This window comes from Streptomyces sp. NPDC055815 (genome assembly GCF_053616475.1).
Genome location: NZ_JBSHDU010000076.1, coordinates 1 through 17,700, shown reverse-complemented (window position 1 = coordinate 17,700; position 17,700 = coordinate 1). Strand labels below are relative to the sequence as shown.

Below are 17,700 nucleotides of genomic sequence, written 5' to 3'. Positions count from 1 at the left end.
GCCGCGGTCACGACGCCGCTCCCACGGCAGCTCGCCGCAGCGCGCGGTCGCAGGCCGCGAGGTGAGCGCCGAGCGCCTCCTCGAAGCCGATGGTGGAGGCTTCGAGCATCAGCTGCCGGCGGATGGCGAGTTCGCTGCCGGCCACGGCCGTGAGCCGTTCCCCGGCGAGCTCCAGGGCGCGGGCCGGATCGTCCACCACCTCGTCCACCAGCTGAACGGCCAGCGCCTCGGCCGCCTCGACGGGAGTTCCGAAGAGCACCGCCCTGCGGACCACCGCGGCGCCGGCGCCCTGTCGGCCCAGGCGGTAGAGCGCCATCCCCGGCCAGGTGGCCCCGTTGCTGACCGGCAGGACGAGTCGTACGGATCGGGTCGCGATGCGGTAGTCGGTGGCCAGCAGCGCGTCCAGAGCCGGTCCGCCGCAGTCGCCGTCGGCGACGGCGACGGTGGCGGCGGGCAGCCGCTCCAGGCGGCGCAGTGCCCGCTCCCACTTGCTGACGAGCGGCACCGTGAGGTCGTCCGCCCAGGGCCCTTCGGGGGTGCCGGAGACATGCAGGACGATCCTGCCGCCGTGCGCCTCGGCGCGTTCACAGGCTTCGCCGATCGCGTCGATCCGGTCCGCCGACAGGGGCCGGCGTCCGTCGACCTTCAGTACCGGGCTGTCATTGTCCATCTGTCCCTCCGTCACCATTGCACCAGCGCTGTTTCGATGGTCGAGCCGGGTCCCATGGTCATCAGGACGCCGTAGTCGCCGTGCTGGACGGCTCGTTCCCCGAGCAGCCGGTCGTAGGAGAAGAGGAAGGAGGCGCTCGACACGTTGCCGTAGTCGCGCAGCACTCCCGTGGTGTGCCGCACGTCGTGGCGGGTGAGGCCGAGGTTGATCCGGACGGCGTCGATGACCTTCTTGCCGCCGGAGTGCACGAGCCAGTGGCTGACGGCCCGGCGGCCCAGGCCTGCCCGGGACAGCAGCCGGTCGACGACCTGCTCCGCGTGGGCGCCGACCACGTAGGGGATCTGCGGGTCGAGATAGAAGCTGAACTTCGCCTGGTCGCCGTCCCAGTCGTAGCGCATGGCGTCGATGGCGTCGGTGATGAGATGGCTGGCGAAGCCCAGGATGCGCGGGCTGCCCGGCACCGACGGCACGTCGCCGGGACCGTGCGCGACATCCGGGGTGTCGGCCACCAGGCAGACCGCCGCCGCGCCGTCGCCGAACAGGCTGTTCACGACCGCCGTGCGCATGGTCGAGTCGATCACGTAGGCGGCCGAGCAGGCCTCCACGCACACCATGACGGCGACCTTGCCCGGATTGGCCGCGGCCCAGCCGGCGACGGCGTTCAGGGCGTTCAGCCCGGCATTGCAGCCCATGCCGACCACGTCGACCCGGCTGGTCGCGGGCGAGATCCCCATCTCGCGGATGAGCAGGGCGCTGATGCCGGGGGTGAGGAAGCCGGTGGAGGTGACGCAGCACAGGTAGTCGACGTCGGCCAACTCGTAGCCGGCGTTCTCCAGGCAGGCGCGTACGGCCCTGGCGCCCATGTCCAGGGCGATGCGCTTGTGCTTGGCCAGCAGCTCGCCCTGCGGTTCCACGACGCGGGCGCCGTCGCCGTCGATGGGCGGGATGGTGAGGTAGCGCCGGTCGATGGCGCTGTTGAGGAAGACGGAGCGGACCCGGGGATCGGTGATCCCGAAGGTTTCGAGGACTTCCTGCTGCGAGTAGGAGGTCCCGGTGGTCGCCGTGCCGACACCGACGATGCCGACCGTGCCCGCGTTCTTCCCGTCGGAAGCGGGCTGTGGCTCGAGGACGGGTCCAGGAAGCACCGCGCTCGTGGTCATCGGTAGGTCCACCCCCACATGCGGGGCTTGCTTCGGATGGTGCGTAATACGGCCGACACGCCGATCACCCTTCCTGTGAGGTCGCGGTACGGGTCCTGATGAAGCGCGCCAGCCGGCCGATCCCCTGCACGATCTCCTCGTGGGTCAGATAGCTGACGGACAGGCGGAGGCCGTGTTCGCCGCCGCCCTGGGGGTAGAAGTACGACATGGGCGTCCAGATGACGTCGAACTCCTCGGCCGAGGATTCCAGCGCGGCGTTGTCCACGGGGAACGGGACCTCGACCGACAGGAAGAAGCCTCCGGTGGGCCTGTTCCAGTGGACGCCGAGCGCCTTCCGCTCGTCCTCGGGAAGCTCCTTGTCGAGCTGCTCCAGTACGGCCCGCATCGCATCGCCGTAGTGGGCGGAGGTCCGGGAGTTGAGCCGCGAGGCGCGCCCGTCGGCGGACAGCAGCATGCCCGCCACGACGGCCTGGGCGACCGCGGAGGTGTTCACGGTGACCATGCTCTTGATCTTGGTGAGCTCGTCGGCCAGCAGTCCGACCCGGCCGGTCGCGTCGACGACGGGCTGATCCGCGACGACGAAGCCGACGCGGGCACCGGGGAAGAGGGTCTTGGAGAAGGAGCCCAGGTGGACGACCCGCCGGTCGGTGTCGAGGGCCTTGAGCGTGGGCAGCTGCTCGCCGGGGCTCACCAGCCGGTACGGGCTGTCCTCCAGCAGCAGGATGTCCTCGCGGGCGGCCAGCGCGAGCAGTTCCCTGCGGGTCTCCAGGGCGATCGTGGTGCCCGAGGGGTTCGAGTGGTCGGGGATCACGTAGAAGGCCCGCGGCCGGCGGCCACGCTCCCGTTCGGCCCGGATCGCGGCCTCCAGGTCGGCGCAGCGGAAGCCGTCGGGGTGCTCCGCCACCGCGGTCATCTCGGCGCCGAGGAGCCTGCCGACACCGGTGATGCCCATGTAGCAGGGGCTGGCGACCAGGATGACGTCCTGTTCTCCGGCCGCGAGGGCCCGCACGGCGAGCAGCATCGCCTCCTGGGCTCCGACGGTGACCACGATCGACTCGGGGCTGACGTCGATCTGCTCGTCCAGGCGCAGCCAGTCGGCGATCACGTCGCGGATCTGCCCGGCGGTCGGCCCGTACTGGAAGAGGGCGGACCGGACACGGTCGGGGGACGCTCCGCCGCTCTCCAGGTGCTCGATGTAGCGGCGCAGATGGTCGATGATCTGGCCGGTCTCGAAGAAGCCGTCGTACGGGCGGCCGGGTGCGAACGAGATCGCCTGCGGATAGCGGTAGGTGATCTCGTTGAGGAAGTTCATGGTGTCCAGCACCGGGTCGCCGAGACTGGCGTGCAGCTCGTCCCTGTGCAGCGCACGGAGGTTCTCGGCGGTGTCCCGGCCGGTGACCGCGGAGCTGTCGTCCTTCACCGGGCGGCCAGCTGACCGCGGGCCGCCGCTTCGTACCGGGCCGTGGACCCGGGGCGGCCGGATCCCGGGAGACCCCGGGTCTCGGCGAACGCGTAGGAGAGCGTGTCGTCCTCGGTCAGGAACACGAGACGCTCCGCCGCCGCACCGCCGCCGCACCGCGGGAGGTCGCCTCGGGGGCCGGGCGCGGCGGCGTCGGCAGGTGGGGCTGCCAGGGCCAGGGTCACCCGTCCGAATGCGCCGCGCACGACGAGGGGGTCCCCAGCCGTGACACTGGCGGCCGGCGGTCCGAAGGTGTGGCGGGCAAGCCCGAAGGCGTCCCGGTAGAAGGCGGCCTGGTCCTCGACCGTCTCCCGTGCGAGGCGGACCGCCACGTGGTCCAGCCGCCGGATCCGGCCCGCCGACGGCGCGGGCCACGGGTTCACCGCCGCCCATCGCCGGCCGGGCGGGGCCGTGCCGGCGGGGCGGCGGGGCAGCAGGGTGTGGCGGACGTCGCCGAACGCCGCGACGCAGGGAACCCCGTGGCGGGAGGCGACCGGCCTGGCACCGGCCGCCACCGCCCCCTCTCGGGTCGCCGCCACGTCGTCGCAGGTCAACGCGATGTCGGCGATGCCGTCGCCGTGCTCGTTCAGGAAGCTCCGGATCCCGTGGCCGGTGGTCACCACGAGCTGCACGTCGCCCTGGCACAGCAGGGTGGAGCTCCTGTCGACCTCCACGGAGTCCGCGACCGGGGTGAAGCCCATGCCCGAGACGAAGTGGTCGAGTGCCGACACCTTGTCGCGCATGAACAGCTCGACATGAGCCACGTCGTGTACAGCCATAGAGAGCTCCTCCCGCACTGCCGCGGTCACAGGCTTCGGTGGTTTCCGGACGCCCTGCTCCGGATCTCTACCAGCGCCACTCCTGCTGTCCGTAGAGGTGACCGGCCGTGATCCCGCGGTTCTTGCACCAGTCCAGGAACTCCTCGATCTGCTTGAGCTGGTACGTGTCCTCGGTGTAGGTGGTGGCCATGACGTGGCCCAGCCAGGGCTCCTCGCCCATGGCGTACACGTACGCCTCGCCGGCACCCAGCTCGGTCATGATCGCGGCGGCCTGCTCGGCGTTGGAGCCCGAGAGCTTGCGCGAGTTGCTCATCTTCTTGGTGATGGGGATCGTCAGCAGCGCCTGGTAGAGCCACGTCAGCGGCGCACCGTCGCACTCCATGCCGAGGAAGGCGATGTCGGCGGTGCCCAGGTGCTGCTTGACGTGACGGTAGAGCGCGGGCTCGATGCCGGAGGAGTCGGCCCCGATGAAGACCTTCTTGCCGGCAAGCTCCACCCAGTACGTCGACTTGGCGCGGATGTCCAGGTCGCAGTGCTCGCCGAGGAACGGCGTGGCGGTGACCCGGCCGCCGGGGAACTCCACCTCGTCGAAGTCGTCGACCTCGATCACGGGGAAGCCCTGGTGCCGGAGCATGAGAGCCATGGACGGGTCCGCGAGATTGCCGCGAGAGCAGCGGGGCACGACGATCTTCCCGATGCGGCCGCGGAGTTGCAGCAGCGTTTCGAGGACGATGTGGTCCTGGTGCCCGTGGGTGATCAGCACCAGGTCGATGTAGTCCGGCAGGTCGTCCAGGGTGTAGCGGTCACCGGCCGTGCTGTCCGCGCTGATGAACGGGTCGGTCACGATGGCGGCCTGCGGCGTCTGCAGGACCAGGCAGGCGTGGCCGAAGTAGCGGATGCGGCCGCCGCCCTCGATGTGCCGGTCCTCGGCGAGGCTCGGCCGGTCGCTGAGCATGCCGCGCAGCTGCTCCGCCTGTGCGTCGTCGAGTTCCAGGGCCTCCCGCAGATGGCCGAGGCTGGTGGGCTGCACCCGGGCCTTGAACAGCTCCTCCAGGCCGGGGTGACGGAAGGGCAGGTTCAGTTCGAGGACGTCGGGCGAGGGGAGCCGGGGCGTACTGAGGATGAACGGGCGCTCGATGCCGGTCTCGAACGACAGCTGCACCGACTGGCGGGACTCCTGGTAGACCTCGCTGGCGTAGACGAGCGGCTCCATGAAGCGCATCTGCGCCTGGTTGTCGGTGTCGTAGGCCAGCTCGATCAGGCCGCCGAGCTCGGTGGGCAGCTTGGGGTAGAGCGGGGTCAGGTCGAATCCGGTGGCGTTCGCCCGCAGCAGTTCCTGGCCGGCGGCTATCGCCTCGGCGAACCGCAGGATCGCGGCCCGGTCCCGCTTGATGCCGGCGAGCAGATCGCTCACCTCGTCGGCGCGCGCCTCGGGGATGTTGATGAAGTAGCCGCCGCGCAGCTCCGGGTTGTTGCTGGCGGCGACGTGCACCTGCGGGGACTGCAGGTAGGACTCGAGCAGGGGCACCTGCAGAAAGGCGAGGTTCATCGCGGACTGCACGGGCGCCAGCGTGTACGGCCAGGCGAAGAATCTGTCCAGCAGCGGCTCGACAATCACCTTCGACCGCAGGAACAACGATTCGTCGGCCATGTTCGGAGCTCCTCCAGAGGAATGAAAAGAAACCTCTGCCCGAAAGTATCCGTTGCCCCATTCCGGACGGCGCAGATTTCGATGGCCGTGAAGTGCGCGGGAAGGGCAGTACTTTCAGGCTGAGTTCATGCCGCCACCACAAGGGGATTTCGATTTCTACGGCACGGCCCGGTTCCAGGCGATTGGACCATACTCTACTGCGCCGTGAGCGTCGCATTGGCGTTCAACTGTGGCCGGGGCGGCAGTTGAACGCCAAAGGGCAGCCGCGCGGCCGGGGCCAGTGGTATTGATCGGGGCCGTGGCGTACTGCATCGTGTGCGCCACAGCCATGTCCATATCGTCTCCCCGGCAGGAAGTGACCAGCACTCCATGCCTTTTGTCAAGACCAACGGCATCCAGCTCGCCTATCAGCGCTCGGGTCACGGCGAACCCGTCCTCATGATCATGGGTTCGTCCGCCTCCGGCCGCGTCTGGACCATGCATCAGACACCGGCGCTGAACCGGGCCGGATACGAAACAGTCACGTTCGACAATCGCGGTGTGCCGCCGTCGGACGCCCCGGCGGGTGACTACTCCATAGCCGAGATGGTCGCCGACACCCGGGGGTTGATCGAGGAACTGGACCTCGGCCCGTGCCATCTCGTGGGTTCTTCCATGGGCTCGATGATCGCCCAGGAGCTGGCGCTCGGCTGGCCGCACCTCGTGCGCTCCGCGGTCCTGATCGCCACCAGGTCACGGTCCGACGCATTCCGACGAGCACAGGCGGAAGCCGACCGGGAACTGCGGGAGAGCGGGGTCCGGCTGCCGCCCAAGTACTCCGCCACGAGAACCGTGCTGGAAATGCTCTCGCCGGCGACCATCGACGACGACGCCGCGGTCGCCATGTGGCTGGAGATGTTCGAGCTGTCCATCGGCAACAACGTCAGCGGCCAGTCGGCGGCCGTCACGGCGCTCGGCGACCGCGGCGCGGCGCTCGGCGGCATCACCGCACCATGCCGCGCCATCGCGTTCGCCGATGACCGCGTATGCCCTCCTCATCTGGTCGCCGAGGTCGCGCGCATCATTCCGGACTGCGATCTCGTGACGATTCCCCAATGCGGCCACATCGGCTACCTGGAGCGCCCCGAGGCCGTGAATACGGCCATCATCGAGTTCCTCGACATGAACAAGGGTCTGACACCGCATCACCGAACAGCGGGCTCTCCCCTGCCGGTCAACAGATCTTGATCCGGCTTCTTTGCTTCATGCGACACGAGGAAGACAGAGAGAGGAAACACCCGTGACCATGCTAGGTGGCCCATCCATGGGCCGGATGCGGCTGCGGCCGGAGGGCGAGTCGGGCCGGGGCAATGTCAGACCGGGGACGGTGCGGCGGATCCTCTCGTACACCCGGGCATACCGCGGGCAGGTCGTCCTGCTGCTGTCGCTCACCGTCCTCGACGCCTGTATCGCAGCCGCCGGCCCGCTGATGCTCAAACTCGTCATCGATCGAGGAATCCTGGCCGGGCGTCTCGACGTCGTCGTATGGCTCTGCCTGTCACTGGCGGGACTGGCCCTGGTGAGCGCCGCGCTCGTCTTCGCCCAGAGCTGGTTCTCGGGCCGGATCGGTGAAGGCGTCGTGTACCAGCTGCGCACCGAGGTCTTCGCCCATGTGCAGCAGCAGCCGCTGGCGTTCTTCACCCGCACCCAGACCGGCAAGCTCATCAGCCGGCTCAACACGGACGTCTCCGGCGCCCGCATGGCAGTGACGACGCTGCTGGTCCAGGCGGTCTCCGCGGTCTTCACCCTGGCCCTGGTCCTCGGCACCATGCTCTATCTGTCCTGGCAGATCACCGTGGCGGCTCTGGTGATGATCCCGCTGTTCCTGATACCCGCGCGGCTGATCGCGCGCCGGATGCAGCCGATCAGCAGATCGATGATGGAGCACAACGGCGAGATGAACGCCATGATGACCGAGCGGTTCAACATCTCGGGCGCCATGCTCGCCAAGCTCTACGGCCGCCCGCAGGACGACGCGGACCTGTTCGCGAGCAAGGCCGGTGTGGTCCGCAACATCGCGGTCAGGCTGGCCGTCTGGGGCCGGATCCTGCCGGTCATCGTCACCATTCTCACCAGCTTCACGACGGCCCTCGTCTACGGCCTGGGAGGCGCTCTCGCCATCGACGGCACCGTGGCGTTCGGCACTCTGGTCGCCATGGTCGCCCTGCTCATGCGTCTGTACGGCCCCGTCAACGAGCTGTCGTCGATGCAGGCGACCGCCACGATGGCCCTGGTCAGCTTCGACAGGATGTTCGAGATCCTCGATCTCAAGCCGCTGATCACCGAGCGCCCCGACGCCAAGGCGCTGCGCCCGGCAGACGGGGCCGACGGCCGCGACGGTGCCGCTCCGGCCTCCCCGGACGTCGCGTTCGAGGGGGTCTCGTTCTGCTACCCCAGCGCCGACGAGGTGTCGCTGGAGTCGCTGGAGCTGCATGCGAGCAGCAAGTCCGACCGGAGCGCGGCAAGCTCACCGGAGGTCCTGCACGAACTGAGTTTCCGTGCGCCCGGCGGCAAGCTCACCGCGCTGGTCGGCCCGTCCGGCGCCGGCAAGACCACCATCACCCAGCTGGTGCCGCGCATGTACGACCCGACCGCGGGTACGGTGCGCATCGGCGATGACGACGTCCGCGATCTGACCCTCGCGTCGCTGCGCGAGAGCGTCGGAGTGGTGACCCAGGAGTCGCACCTCTTCCACGACACGCTGCGGATGAACCTGTCGTACGCCCGCCCCGGAGCCACCGAGGAGGAGCTGATCGAGGCGTGCAGGGCGGCGCTGATGTGGGACACGATCAGCGCTCTGCCCGAGGGCCTCGACACCGTCGTCGGTGACCGCGGCTACCGGCTCTCCGGCGGCGAGAAGCAGCGGATCGCGCTGGCCAGGCTGCTGCTCAAGGCTCCGCCGATCGTCGTGCTCGACGAGGCGACCGCACACCTGGACTCGGAGTCGGAAGCGGCGATCCAGCAGGCCCTGAAGACCGCCCTCGCCGGCCGCACCTCGCTCGTGATCGCGCACCGGCTGTCCACGATCCGCGAGGCGGACCAGATCCTGGTCGTCGACGGCGGCCGGATCCGCGAACACGGAACCCACGAGGAACTGCTGGCGGCGGGCGGGCTCTACGCCGACCTGTACCACACGCAGTTCTCCCAGCAGGCGACGGAGCGGCTGGACCTCGTGTCCGCACCGGAAGGCCCGCTCTCCGCCGTGACGGCGGGATCGGCGGAGCCGGGAGCGTAACGAGCACCGCCCGGTCCCCCCGCTGGGGGGTTCACCTCGAGGAGGTGACCCGGCACGGTGCTGTGCTCTTCGAGACGGGACCGACTCGACGGACGGACTGGCGGCACCGACTGCCGGTACCGACGGCCGAATCGACGAACCGGCCCTCGCGGTACCGACGGCCGAATCGACGGACCGCCCTCGCAGTACCCACGGCCGAATCGACGAACCGCCCTCGCAGTACCCACCGCCGAATCGACGAACCGGCCCTCGCAGTACCGACGGCCGAATCGACGGACGGCCCTCGCGGTACCCACGGCCGAATCGACGGACCGCCCTCGCGGTACCCACGGCCGAATCGACGGACCGCCCTCGCACCGACCTTCGACTCGACGGACGGCGCTCGCGGTACCGGCCCCGGACGTCGAAGCGGCCCGCGCCCACCGGCCGACCAGTTCGGAGACTGAGGCCGATGCGGCTGCGGGCCGCCTCGAGTGACTATCGCGCAGTCGGGTCGCTCAGAGCAGCGGCCGGCGGATCCGCGTGACGCAGAAAGCCACCAGCAGTGCGGTGAGCAAGAGGTATCCCCCGGCCTCGATCCACTGGAATCGCCAGTAGCGGTCGGCCGGCTGGTAGGACACCTCGACGTGCAGGTTCCTCTTGGCCACGCACTCCTTCATCTTGCCCATGTCGACGGAGAAGCAGCTCTCGAAGCTCTTCTCGCTGTACGCCTTGCCGTTCGCGTCGTACAGCGTGTGCGTCTTGTCCAGCATCCAGGCGCCGGGAATGTTGTAGCCCAGGATCTGGACCGCGTCGCCCTCGTCCCGGAAGGCCTTGAACGGGGTGTCCGCGGTCATCGCCACCGTGGCGGAGACGGGCTCCTGCAGATGCGGTCGGATTCCGAACGGCACGACCATCTGGATCGCGGCGACGACGGCGAGGGTGATCGCCATGGCCGGCATGGTGCGCCGGATGAGGAGTCCGACCGTCGCGGCGAGGACGAAGGCGAAGACGGCGTATCCGATGGGTGTGATGTTCCTGGACATGAACCCGATGGCATCGAACCGCTCACCCTGGACGCGGTCGTACGGGCTCGCGGCCCAGGTGAGCAGCAGACTGAACACCCCGACCACGATCGCGCTGATCAGTGCGACGAAGCCGAGCTTCACCATGAGCCAGCGGGTCCGCGAGATGCTCTGGTTCCAGACCAGCCGGTGCGTCCCGGCTTCGAGTTCGCGCGTGATGAGGGGCGCGCCCCAGAAGAGGCCGATGAGCGCGGGAATGGCGATGAGCAGGACGCTGGCCAGGAACACCGGCAGCTCGTACTCGTTCAGGAACAGCTTCTCGACCGCTTCACAGTTGCCACCGGCCGCGCATCCGACGATGTCCTTGTCGTAGGAGTCGCGAATCTGCACGCCCAGATAGAGCAGATACGCCGCAAGGCCCACCAGGGCGACCGCGGCCGTCAGGGCCTGTGCACGGAATTGCCTCCAGGTCAGCCAGATCACTGACGAGCCTCCATAATCTGCTGCGCCGAACCGATCACCGACGCGTTCGCGGACCGGCTCATGTAGGCGAGGATGACGTCTTCGAGGTCGAGGTGCGCGGCCTCGGTGATGAAGTGGGGGATCGGCTCGGCCGAGCGCACGATCAGCGTGCTCTGGCGGTCCGTGTGGCCTTCCTGGATGACCTCGATCCCCGCGGGCAGGTCGTCGAAGTCGCCCTGTGCCCCGACCAGGCGGTAGTGCTCGCCCACGAGGTCGTCGGCCTCGCCCGCCAGCTGGACGCGCCCCTCCCCCAGGACGATGACGTGGTCGCAGACCCGCTCCAGGTCGCCGAGGAGGTGCGAGGAGAGGATGACGCTGGCCCCGAGCTCGGCCACGAACTCCATGAGGTTCTGCATGAACCCCCGCCGGGCCAGCGGGTCCAGTGCGGCAACCGGCTCGTCGAAGATGAGCAGTTCGGGACGCTTGGCGGCGGCGACGGTCAGGGCGAGCTGGGCCCGCTGACCGCCGGAGAGGCTCCCGGCCTTGTGATCCAGCTTGAGGTTGAGCTGTCGGATCCGGCGCTCCGCCAGCGTCTGGTCCCAGCGCGGATTCAGCTTGGCGCCCATCCGCAGATGCTCGGCCACGGTCAGGTTCGCGTAGACGGGCGTGTCCTGAGCGACGAAGCCGACACGCGCCAGCTGTTCCGCACTGGCGGCAGGCCGGTTGCCGAGCACCTTTATGGTCCCCTCGCTCGGCTGGATCAGCCCGCAGGCCAAGCCGAGGAGGGTGGACTTGCCCACTCCGTTGGGGCCGACAAGTCCGACGACTCGGCCGGCCGGAATCTGCAGATTGCAGTCGGTCAGGGCCTGGTGGCGGCCGTACCTCTTACCGAGGCCCTCCGCTTCTAGGACGAACGTCATTTCCTCACCTTCGCGAATGTCCGAAATGTGGTCATGAACAGGGCTTCGATGCTCTCTTCGTCAAGTCCGGCCCACTGGGCTTTGGCCAGCCACTGCTCCAGCTCTTTCCGCAGCGGGTCGTGCGCCGCCAACGAGTCGTCCGCGAGAGTGCGGATCACGAAGGTTCCCACTCCCGGCCGGGGCGAGACCAGACCCTCGTGTTCGAGCTCGCGGTACGCCTTGAGGACGGTGTTGGGATTGATCGCGACCTTGGCCACGACGTCCTTGACGGTGGGCAACTGATCCCCGACGGAGAGCATGCCGAGACGGAGCGCTCGGCGGACCTGTTGGGCCAGTTGGGCATACGGCGCAACGCGACTTCGAGCATCCAAATGGAAGTCGATCAACGCTATTCCTCCAACCTCCTTCACTAGGAGGCTAGCACAATAGGTATGCAGGGAACGGGAGTTCCGGACCCCGACGCAGCCCTGACCTTTGCCGATGGGAACCCTTAGGGGTCGCCCTGAGAAGCACTCGGGGCCCGGTACCTGAGGGGACAGGCACCGGGCCCCGAGTGGCGCCCGAAGAGGGCCCTTCGGACCTCTTTCCGGAAGGTCAGCCGAGGCGTTCCGACCGTGCACGCAGCCATTCCGCGATGGCGTCCCAGGCCGGCCCCAGCATGCCGGGACGCGCCATGTCCGAGTGCCGGCAGGGAAGGTGGGCGACGGAAGCCGGCCGCGTGAGGTACGGCTGCCACAGGGCGGTGGGAGAGAAGTCCGCCGGCTTGCCTTCCTCCGCGACGAGAATCAGCGTGTCCCCACCGAAGGTGCCGTAGGCATGCCGGTTCCTCAGCCGCGCATTGTTGTCGAAGACTCGGGCAAGTGAGGCGATTTCCCCCTCGTCGACACCGCCCATCACCGGACCGAGCTCGGCCCGGATGCGCTCCGCCAGCCGCTCCCTGCCCGCTTCCGAAGCGGCCTCGGCCCCGCTCTCGGAGCCGGCCCCGGGCGCCGCCGGAAACGCGTCCATGAGGATCAGCGACACCTCGTCGCCCTCGGCCTCGAGCCGCGCCGCGATCTCGTGCGCCGGCGTGCCTCCGAAGGACCAGCCCACCAGGTGGTACGGACCGCTGCCCTGCAGGGCGCGTATACGGGTCACGTACTCGGCGGCCATGTCGCCGACCGACCCGGGCAGTTCCCCGGCGCCGTCGACGCCGACGGCCTGGAGACCGTACAGCGGGTGCTCCTGCGGTACGAAGCGGGCGAACGGCATGTAGCACCAGCTCAGTCCGCCGGCGGGATGGACGAAGAAGAACGCCGGTGCGCTGCCGCCTGTCCGGATCGACAGCACTCCACCGAGGGCGTTCTGTACGGATGACAGCGTGAATGTCCGCATCAGCCGGGCGGGCGTCGGATGGGTGATCAGGGTGCGCAAGGACACCGTGACACCCCGGCCACGCAACCGCTCCACCAGCGACACCGCCATGAGGGAGTGACCACCGAGAGCGAAGAAGTCGTCGTCCACTCCGACCGCCGGCACTCCCAGGACCTCGGCGAACGCCTCGCACACCGCCGCCTCCAGCGCCCCCGCGGGTCCACGGCCCGTCGACGGATCCCCGGCGAGCCCCGCCGCGTAGTCCGGGAGCGGCAGCGCCCTGCGATCCAGCTTCCCGTTCACCGTCAGCGGCAGCCTGTCGAGAACCACCACGGCGGAGGGCACCATGTACCCGGGCAGCCGATCGGCGACGAACGCACGCAGCTCGGCACCGTCGAGACCGGCGGCTTCCAGCGCGGTGCCTTCCCTCTCTGCGTACTCCCGCTCGGTGCCGTCCGGGCCGGCGGCTTCCAGCTCCGCGTCCCCCCGCTCCGTGCCTCCGGGCTCGCCCACCACATAGGCGACCAGGCGCTTGTCGCCCGGAGTGTCCTCGCGCACGACCACGGCTACCTGCCCGACCTGCGGATGCGCGGCGACGACGGCCTCGATCTCACCCGGCTCAATCCGGTACCCCCGGACCTTCACCTGCTCGTCCGCACGGCCCACGTACTCCAGCCGGCGCTCCGCCGACCACCGCACGACGTCGCCGGTCCGGTACATCCGCTCACCCGACGCGTCGAACGGGCAGGCGACGAAGCGCTCCGCCGTCAGCCCGGGCCGCCCCAGATACCCCCGCGCCAGCTGCTCACCCGCGAGGTACAGCTCACCGGGCACACCGACCGGCACCGGCCGCAGCGCGGCGTCCAGGACGTACACCCGCGTGTTCGCCACCGGGGCACCGATCGGCACCCCGCTGTCCGCGGAACCGTCGGCGGACAGGGAATCGGCCGGGCCAATGGAGTACGTGATGCACCCCACGGTCGCCTCGGTGGGCCCGTACTCGTTGACCACCGTGGCAGCGGGGTTGGCCCGCCGCCAACGCTGCACGACGTCGACGGACAGGGCCTCACCGCCCACCACCAGGTCGCCCGACACCTGCTGCCCCGGCGCGAGCTCGCCAAGGAGCGCCATATGGCTCGGGGTGACCTTGAGGAAGGTGCAGCCCAGCTCTTCCGGAAGCGCCGCCCCCGCCTCCAGACCCGCGGTCAGATCGACCGATCGGACGCACCCGCCGACGACCAGCGGACCCAGCAAGGACGTCACCGTCAGGTCGAACGCGACCGAGGAATGAAGGCCCGCCACCCCCCGCAGACCCTCGTACTGCTCACTGCTCCAGCCCAGGTACCCCGTCACGCTCCGGTGGGTGACCACGACGCCCTTCGGACGCCCCGTCGAGCCCGAGGTGTAGATGACGTACGCGGGATGCGCCGGGGTCAGCGGACCGACCCGCTCGGAATCGGCGAAGTCCTCACCGGACAGACCGGCCAGCCGCTCCTCCGTACCGGGCTCACCCAGCACCACACACGCCAGCTCACCGAAGACCCCCGCGGCGGCCTCACCGCTCGCGGTGACAACACAAGCGGGAACGGCATCCTCCAGCAGGAACGCGATCCGCTCCGCCGGATACTCCGTATCGATCGGCAGATAGGCCGCACCCGCCTTGAGGACCGCCAGAACGGAAACCACGAGCTCGACCGAACGCGGCAACGCCAAGCCCACAACACTCTCCGGCCCCACCCCACCGGCAACCAACAACCGCGCCAGCCGATTCGCCCGAGCATCCAACTCCGCGTAGGAGAGCTCCGTCGCACCGTCGATCACTGCCACCGCGTCCGGGGTCCGCGCCACCTGGCCCGCAAACAGCTCGGGCACTGTGGCCGCCTCGACCGGCACCGCGGTGTCGTTCCACTCCGCGAGGAGCTGGTGCTCCTCGGCCTCGGGGAGGATGTCGACGGCCGTCAGCGGGCTGTCGGGGTGGCCTTCCAACGCGGTGACGAGGTTGTCCAGGCAGGTGTGCAGCAGGCGGCAGAGCGCCTGGCCGTCCACCGAGTCCACCGCGTCCACGGTCAGCCCGAACTTCGACTCCAGGTCCTCGACCGACACGGCCACCGGGTAATTGGTGGCTTCCCGGGTGAACACCAGGCTGATGCTCTTTGATGCAGCACCGGCTTCCGGGGCGGGCTTGGCCCTGTCGCGGGGCTTGCTGTGCCGGTAGTTGAAGAGGGAGGTGAACAGCGGGCTGCCGCCCGGCATCCCGCTGGCCTGCTGGGCGAGGGTCAGCGGCGCGTGCTCGTGCACCAGCAGCTCGGCCAGCTGATCCCGTACGCCTTCCAGCGCCTGGCCCACGCCCTCAGCACCGACCCGTACGCGTACCGGGAGGGTGTTCAGGAACAGCCCCGGCACCCGGTCAGCGCCGGCACCCGCGTTCATCCGCCCGAACAGCACCGTGCCGAACACCACGTCGTCCCGGCCGCTGACCGTCGCAAGCACCCGCGCCCACGCCAGGTGGAACACACTCGCCGCACTCACCCCCAGCGAGCGAGCCACCTCCCGCACCCGGCGACCGACCTCCTCCTCCACCCCGAGGTAGGAACGCACCACACCACGGCCGTCACCGTGCACATCCATCAGACCGTAGGGAGCGGTGGTCTCCTCGACATCGCCGAGCAGGCCGGCGAAGTAGGCCTCGTGCTCCGCGCGGGCGACGCCGAGGCGTGCCTGCGCCACGAAGTTACGGAACGGCAGCGGCTCCGGCAGCGCATCCTCGCGGCCCGACAGGAACGCGCTCATCTCCTCCAGCAGCACGTCGTGCGTGGTGTGGTCCTGCACCAGGTGATGCATCCGCAGCAGCGCCAGCCACTGCCCCCCGCTCCCCGCCTCGGCGGCCAGGTGCACATCGATCAGCGGCGCCCGCCCGATGTCCATCGCCGAACCGACCCTGGCGATCAGCTGCTGGGCGTTTTCCGCGCTGTGCGTGTCGAGGGTGACCTCGGTGACCGGCAGTTTCGCGTGGCGGGTCACGACCTGGACCGGCTCGCTCAGCCCTTCCCACACAAAGCCCGTGCGGTAGATGTCATGCCGGTCCACCACTCGCTGAAGCGCTGCGAGGAACGCGTCCAGCCGCTCCCGCGAGTCGAACCGCAGCACGCGCGGCGCCACGTACGTGTCCACGCCACCGTCTGCCTGCAGCAGGTGGTGGAAGAACAGGCCTTCCTGCAGAGGCGCCAACGGATAGATGTCAGCGATGTTCGCCGCGCCGCCGTCGACGGCCGCGACGATCCGCTCGACCTCCTCACCGCTCAGGTCGACCAGCGGCAGCATGTCCGGGGTGATCCGCCCGGCACCGGCCGGAATCCGGTTCTCCGGCACCACGACCGCGTCCGGTCCGGCCTCTCGCGCCAGACCGGCCGGCGTCGGCGTCTGGAACAACGCCCGCACCGACACCGCAACACCCCGACCGCGCAGCAGCTCCACCAGCGAGACCGCCAGCAGCGAATGCCCGCCGAGGGTGAAGAAGTCGTCGTCGACGCCGACCACGGGCACGTTGAGAACCTGAGCGAAGGCCTGGCACAGGATCTCCTCCTGCACCGTCGCCGGCCCCCGCCCGGCACCGGCGCTCGCCGCTGCGGCGTAGTCCGGGGCCGGGAGGGCCTTGCGGTCGAGCTTGCCGTTACCGGTCAGCGGCAGCGCCTCAAGGACCAGTACCGCGGACGGGACCATGTGCTCGGGCAGCCGGGCTGCGGCGAAGGACCGCACCGACTCGACAAGCGCCGCGTGATCGGTGTCCGCATCATCCGGTACGGCATAGGCGACCAGGCGCTTGTCACCCGGGACGTCCTCCCGCGCGAGCACCGCCACCTGCCCCACCTGCGGATGCGCGGCCAACACCGCCTGCACCTCGCCCGGCTCGATCCGGAACCCGCGCACCTTCACCTGGTCATCGGCACGACCGGCGAACACCAGACGGCCGTCCGCCGCCCACCGTGCGCGGTCCCCCGTCCGATACATCCGCTCCCCGGACCCGAACGGGCAGGCCACGAACCGCTCACCGGTCAGGCCCGGCCGTCCGACATAGCCCCGCGCCAACTGCGCGCCCGCCACATACAGCTCTCCCACGACGCCCACCGGCACCGGCTGCAGCGCCGCATCCAGAAGGTAGAAGCGGGTGTTCGCCACAGGTCGGCCCACCGGCACGACCCCCGCCTCCACGTCCGTTACCGACAACACGCCCGTGGCGACACCGATGGTGGTCTCCGTCGGACCGTAGTGGTTGAACACCTCCCCACCCTGAGCAAGCAGCTCACCCACCAGAGCGGGCGATGCCGTCTCACCACCGAGCACCAGAGACCCCACCGAACCGACGGCCGACGCGCCCAGCGCCGCCACATGGGAAGGCACCGCCTTCACACCCTCGATCCGGTGACCGGTCACGTACTCCCGCACCAGAGCAGGGTCCGTCACCGCCTCCTCACTCAGGAAGTGCAGCACACCCCCGCACACGAGACTGGCGAAGATGGTCGTGTTGCCCAGGTCCGTCGCCTGCCCCTGCAACACCGCGAACCCACCACCCGGCCGGACGAACCCCACCCGGGCCGGCACCGCACCCACATAGTTCGCCAACCCGGCCTGGGTGACCGCGACACCCTTCGGACGGCCAGTCGAACCCGACGTATACACCACATACGCCACCTGACCAGGCTCGACGGAAACCTCCGGTGCGCTGTCGGGGAGCCCCGCCAGCTGCATCTCCACCAGCGGCCCGTCGACCGCCACCAGACGATGCCGACCCGCAGGGAGATCCTCCAGGATCTCCTCCGTCGTCAACGTCAGCACCGCACGACTGTCACCCAGCATGAACGCGATCCGCTCCGCGGGCTGACCCACATCCACCGGCAGATACCCAGCCCCCGCCTTCCACACCGCCAGCATCCCCACCAGGGTCTCCACCCCACGCGGCAGACACAGACC

General features: G+C 69.5%; 11 protein-coding genes. 2 read left to right on the top strand and 9 right to left on the bottom strand.

The window, feature by feature from the left end:
• Window positions 1-7 precede the first annotated feature (7 nt).
• The 5 genes from dpgB to ACWGN5_RS33570 all read right to left on the bottom strand — a co-directional run bounded on the left by dpgB (window position 8) and on the right by ACWGN5_RS33570 (window position 5,719).
• On the bottom strand, window positions 8-670 hold the full coding sequence (gene dpgB, locus ACWGN5_RS33590; RefSeq protein ID WP_453522204.1) for an enoyl-CoA-hydratase DpgB: 663 nt from the start codon (window positions 668-670) through the stop codon (window positions 8-10).
• A gap of 11 nt (window positions 671-681) precedes the next feature.
• Window positions 682-1,830, bottom strand: a complete 1,149-nt coding sequence (gene dpgA / locus ACWGN5_RS33585; protein ID WP_453522203.1) for a 3,5-dihydroxyphenylacetyl-CoA synthase DpgA — start codon at window positions 1,828-1,830, stop codon at window positions 682-684.
• Window positions 1,831-1,894: 64 nt separating this feature from the next.
• A complete protein-coding gene (locus tag ACWGN5_RS33580; protein ID WP_453522202.1) occupies window positions 1,895-3,250 on the bottom strand; it encodes an aminotransferase-like domain-containing protein in 1,356 nt (451 codons plus the stop codon).
• Entirely contained in the window at window positions 3,247-4,068 is an 822-nt protein-coding gene (locus ACWGN5_RS33575; RefSeq protein ID WP_453522201.1) for a VOC family protein, read from the bottom strand. Before ACWGN5_RS33575 ends, ACWGN5_RS33580 begins: the two co-directional genes overlap by 4 nt.
• A 67-nt stretch (window positions 4,069-4,135) precedes the next feature.
• On the bottom strand, window positions 4,136-5,719 hold the full coding sequence (locus ACWGN5_RS33570) for an MBL fold metallo-hydrolase (RefSeq protein WP_453522200.1): 1,584 nt from the start codon (window positions 5,717-5,719) through the stop codon (window positions 4,136-4,138).
• A gap of 369 nt (window positions 5,720-6,088) precedes the next feature.
• Here ACWGN5_RS33570 and ACWGN5_RS33565 point away from each other — a divergent pair, with 369 nt between their 5' ends.
• Both ACWGN5_RS33565 and ACWGN5_RS33560 read left to right on the top strand, forming a co-directional pair.
• The gene (locus ACWGN5_RS33565) at window positions 6,089-6,946 is read left to right on the top strand and encodes an alpha/beta fold hydrolase (protein WP_453522199.1); all 858 of its coding nucleotides are present in this window, start codon (window positions 6,089-6,091) and stop codon (window positions 6,944-6,946) included.
• 58 nt (window positions 6,947-7,004) lie between these two features.
• Entirely contained in the window at window positions 7,005-8,993 is a 1,989-nt protein-coding gene (locus ACWGN5_RS33560) for an ABC transporter ATP-binding protein (RefSeq protein ID WP_453522220.1), read from the top strand.
• Window positions 8,994-9,490: 497 nt separating this feature from the next.
• On the opposite strand, the gene ACWGN5_RS33555 is transcribed toward ACWGN5_RS33560, so the two are convergent.
• The 4 genes from ACWGN5_RS33555 to ACWGN5_RS33540 all read right to left on the bottom strand — a co-directional run bounded on the left by ACWGN5_RS33555 (window position 9,491) and on the right by ACWGN5_RS33540 (window position 17,691).
• A complete protein-coding gene (locus ACWGN5_RS33555) occupies window positions 9,491-10,480 on the bottom strand; it encodes a hypothetical protein (RefSeq protein WP_453522198.1) in 990 nt (329 codons plus the stop codon).
• The gene (locus ACWGN5_RS33550) at window positions 10,477-11,379 is read right to left on the bottom strand and encodes an ABC transporter ATP-binding protein (RefSeq protein WP_453522197.1); all 903 of its coding nucleotides are present in this window, start codon (window positions 11,377-11,379) and stop codon (window positions 10,477-10,479) included. Before ACWGN5_RS33550 ends, ACWGN5_RS33555 begins: the two co-directional genes overlap by 4 nt.
• Window positions 11,376-11,765 carry a GntR family transcriptional regulator gene (locus tag ACWGN5_RS33545; RefSeq protein WP_237328677.1) on the bottom strand — a complete coding sequence of 130 codons (390 nt, stop codon included), beginning with the start codon at window positions 11,763-11,765 and terminating at the stop codon, window positions 11,376-11,378. Before ACWGN5_RS33545 ends, ACWGN5_RS33550 begins: the two co-directional genes overlap by 4 nt.
• 208 nt (window positions 11,766-11,973) lie before the next feature.
• Entirely contained in the window at window positions 11,974-17,691 is a 5,718-nt protein-coding gene (locus tag ACWGN5_RS33540) for an amino acid adenylation domain-containing protein (protein WP_453522219.1), read from the bottom strand.
• Window positions 17,692-17,700 lie beyond the last annotated feature (9 nt).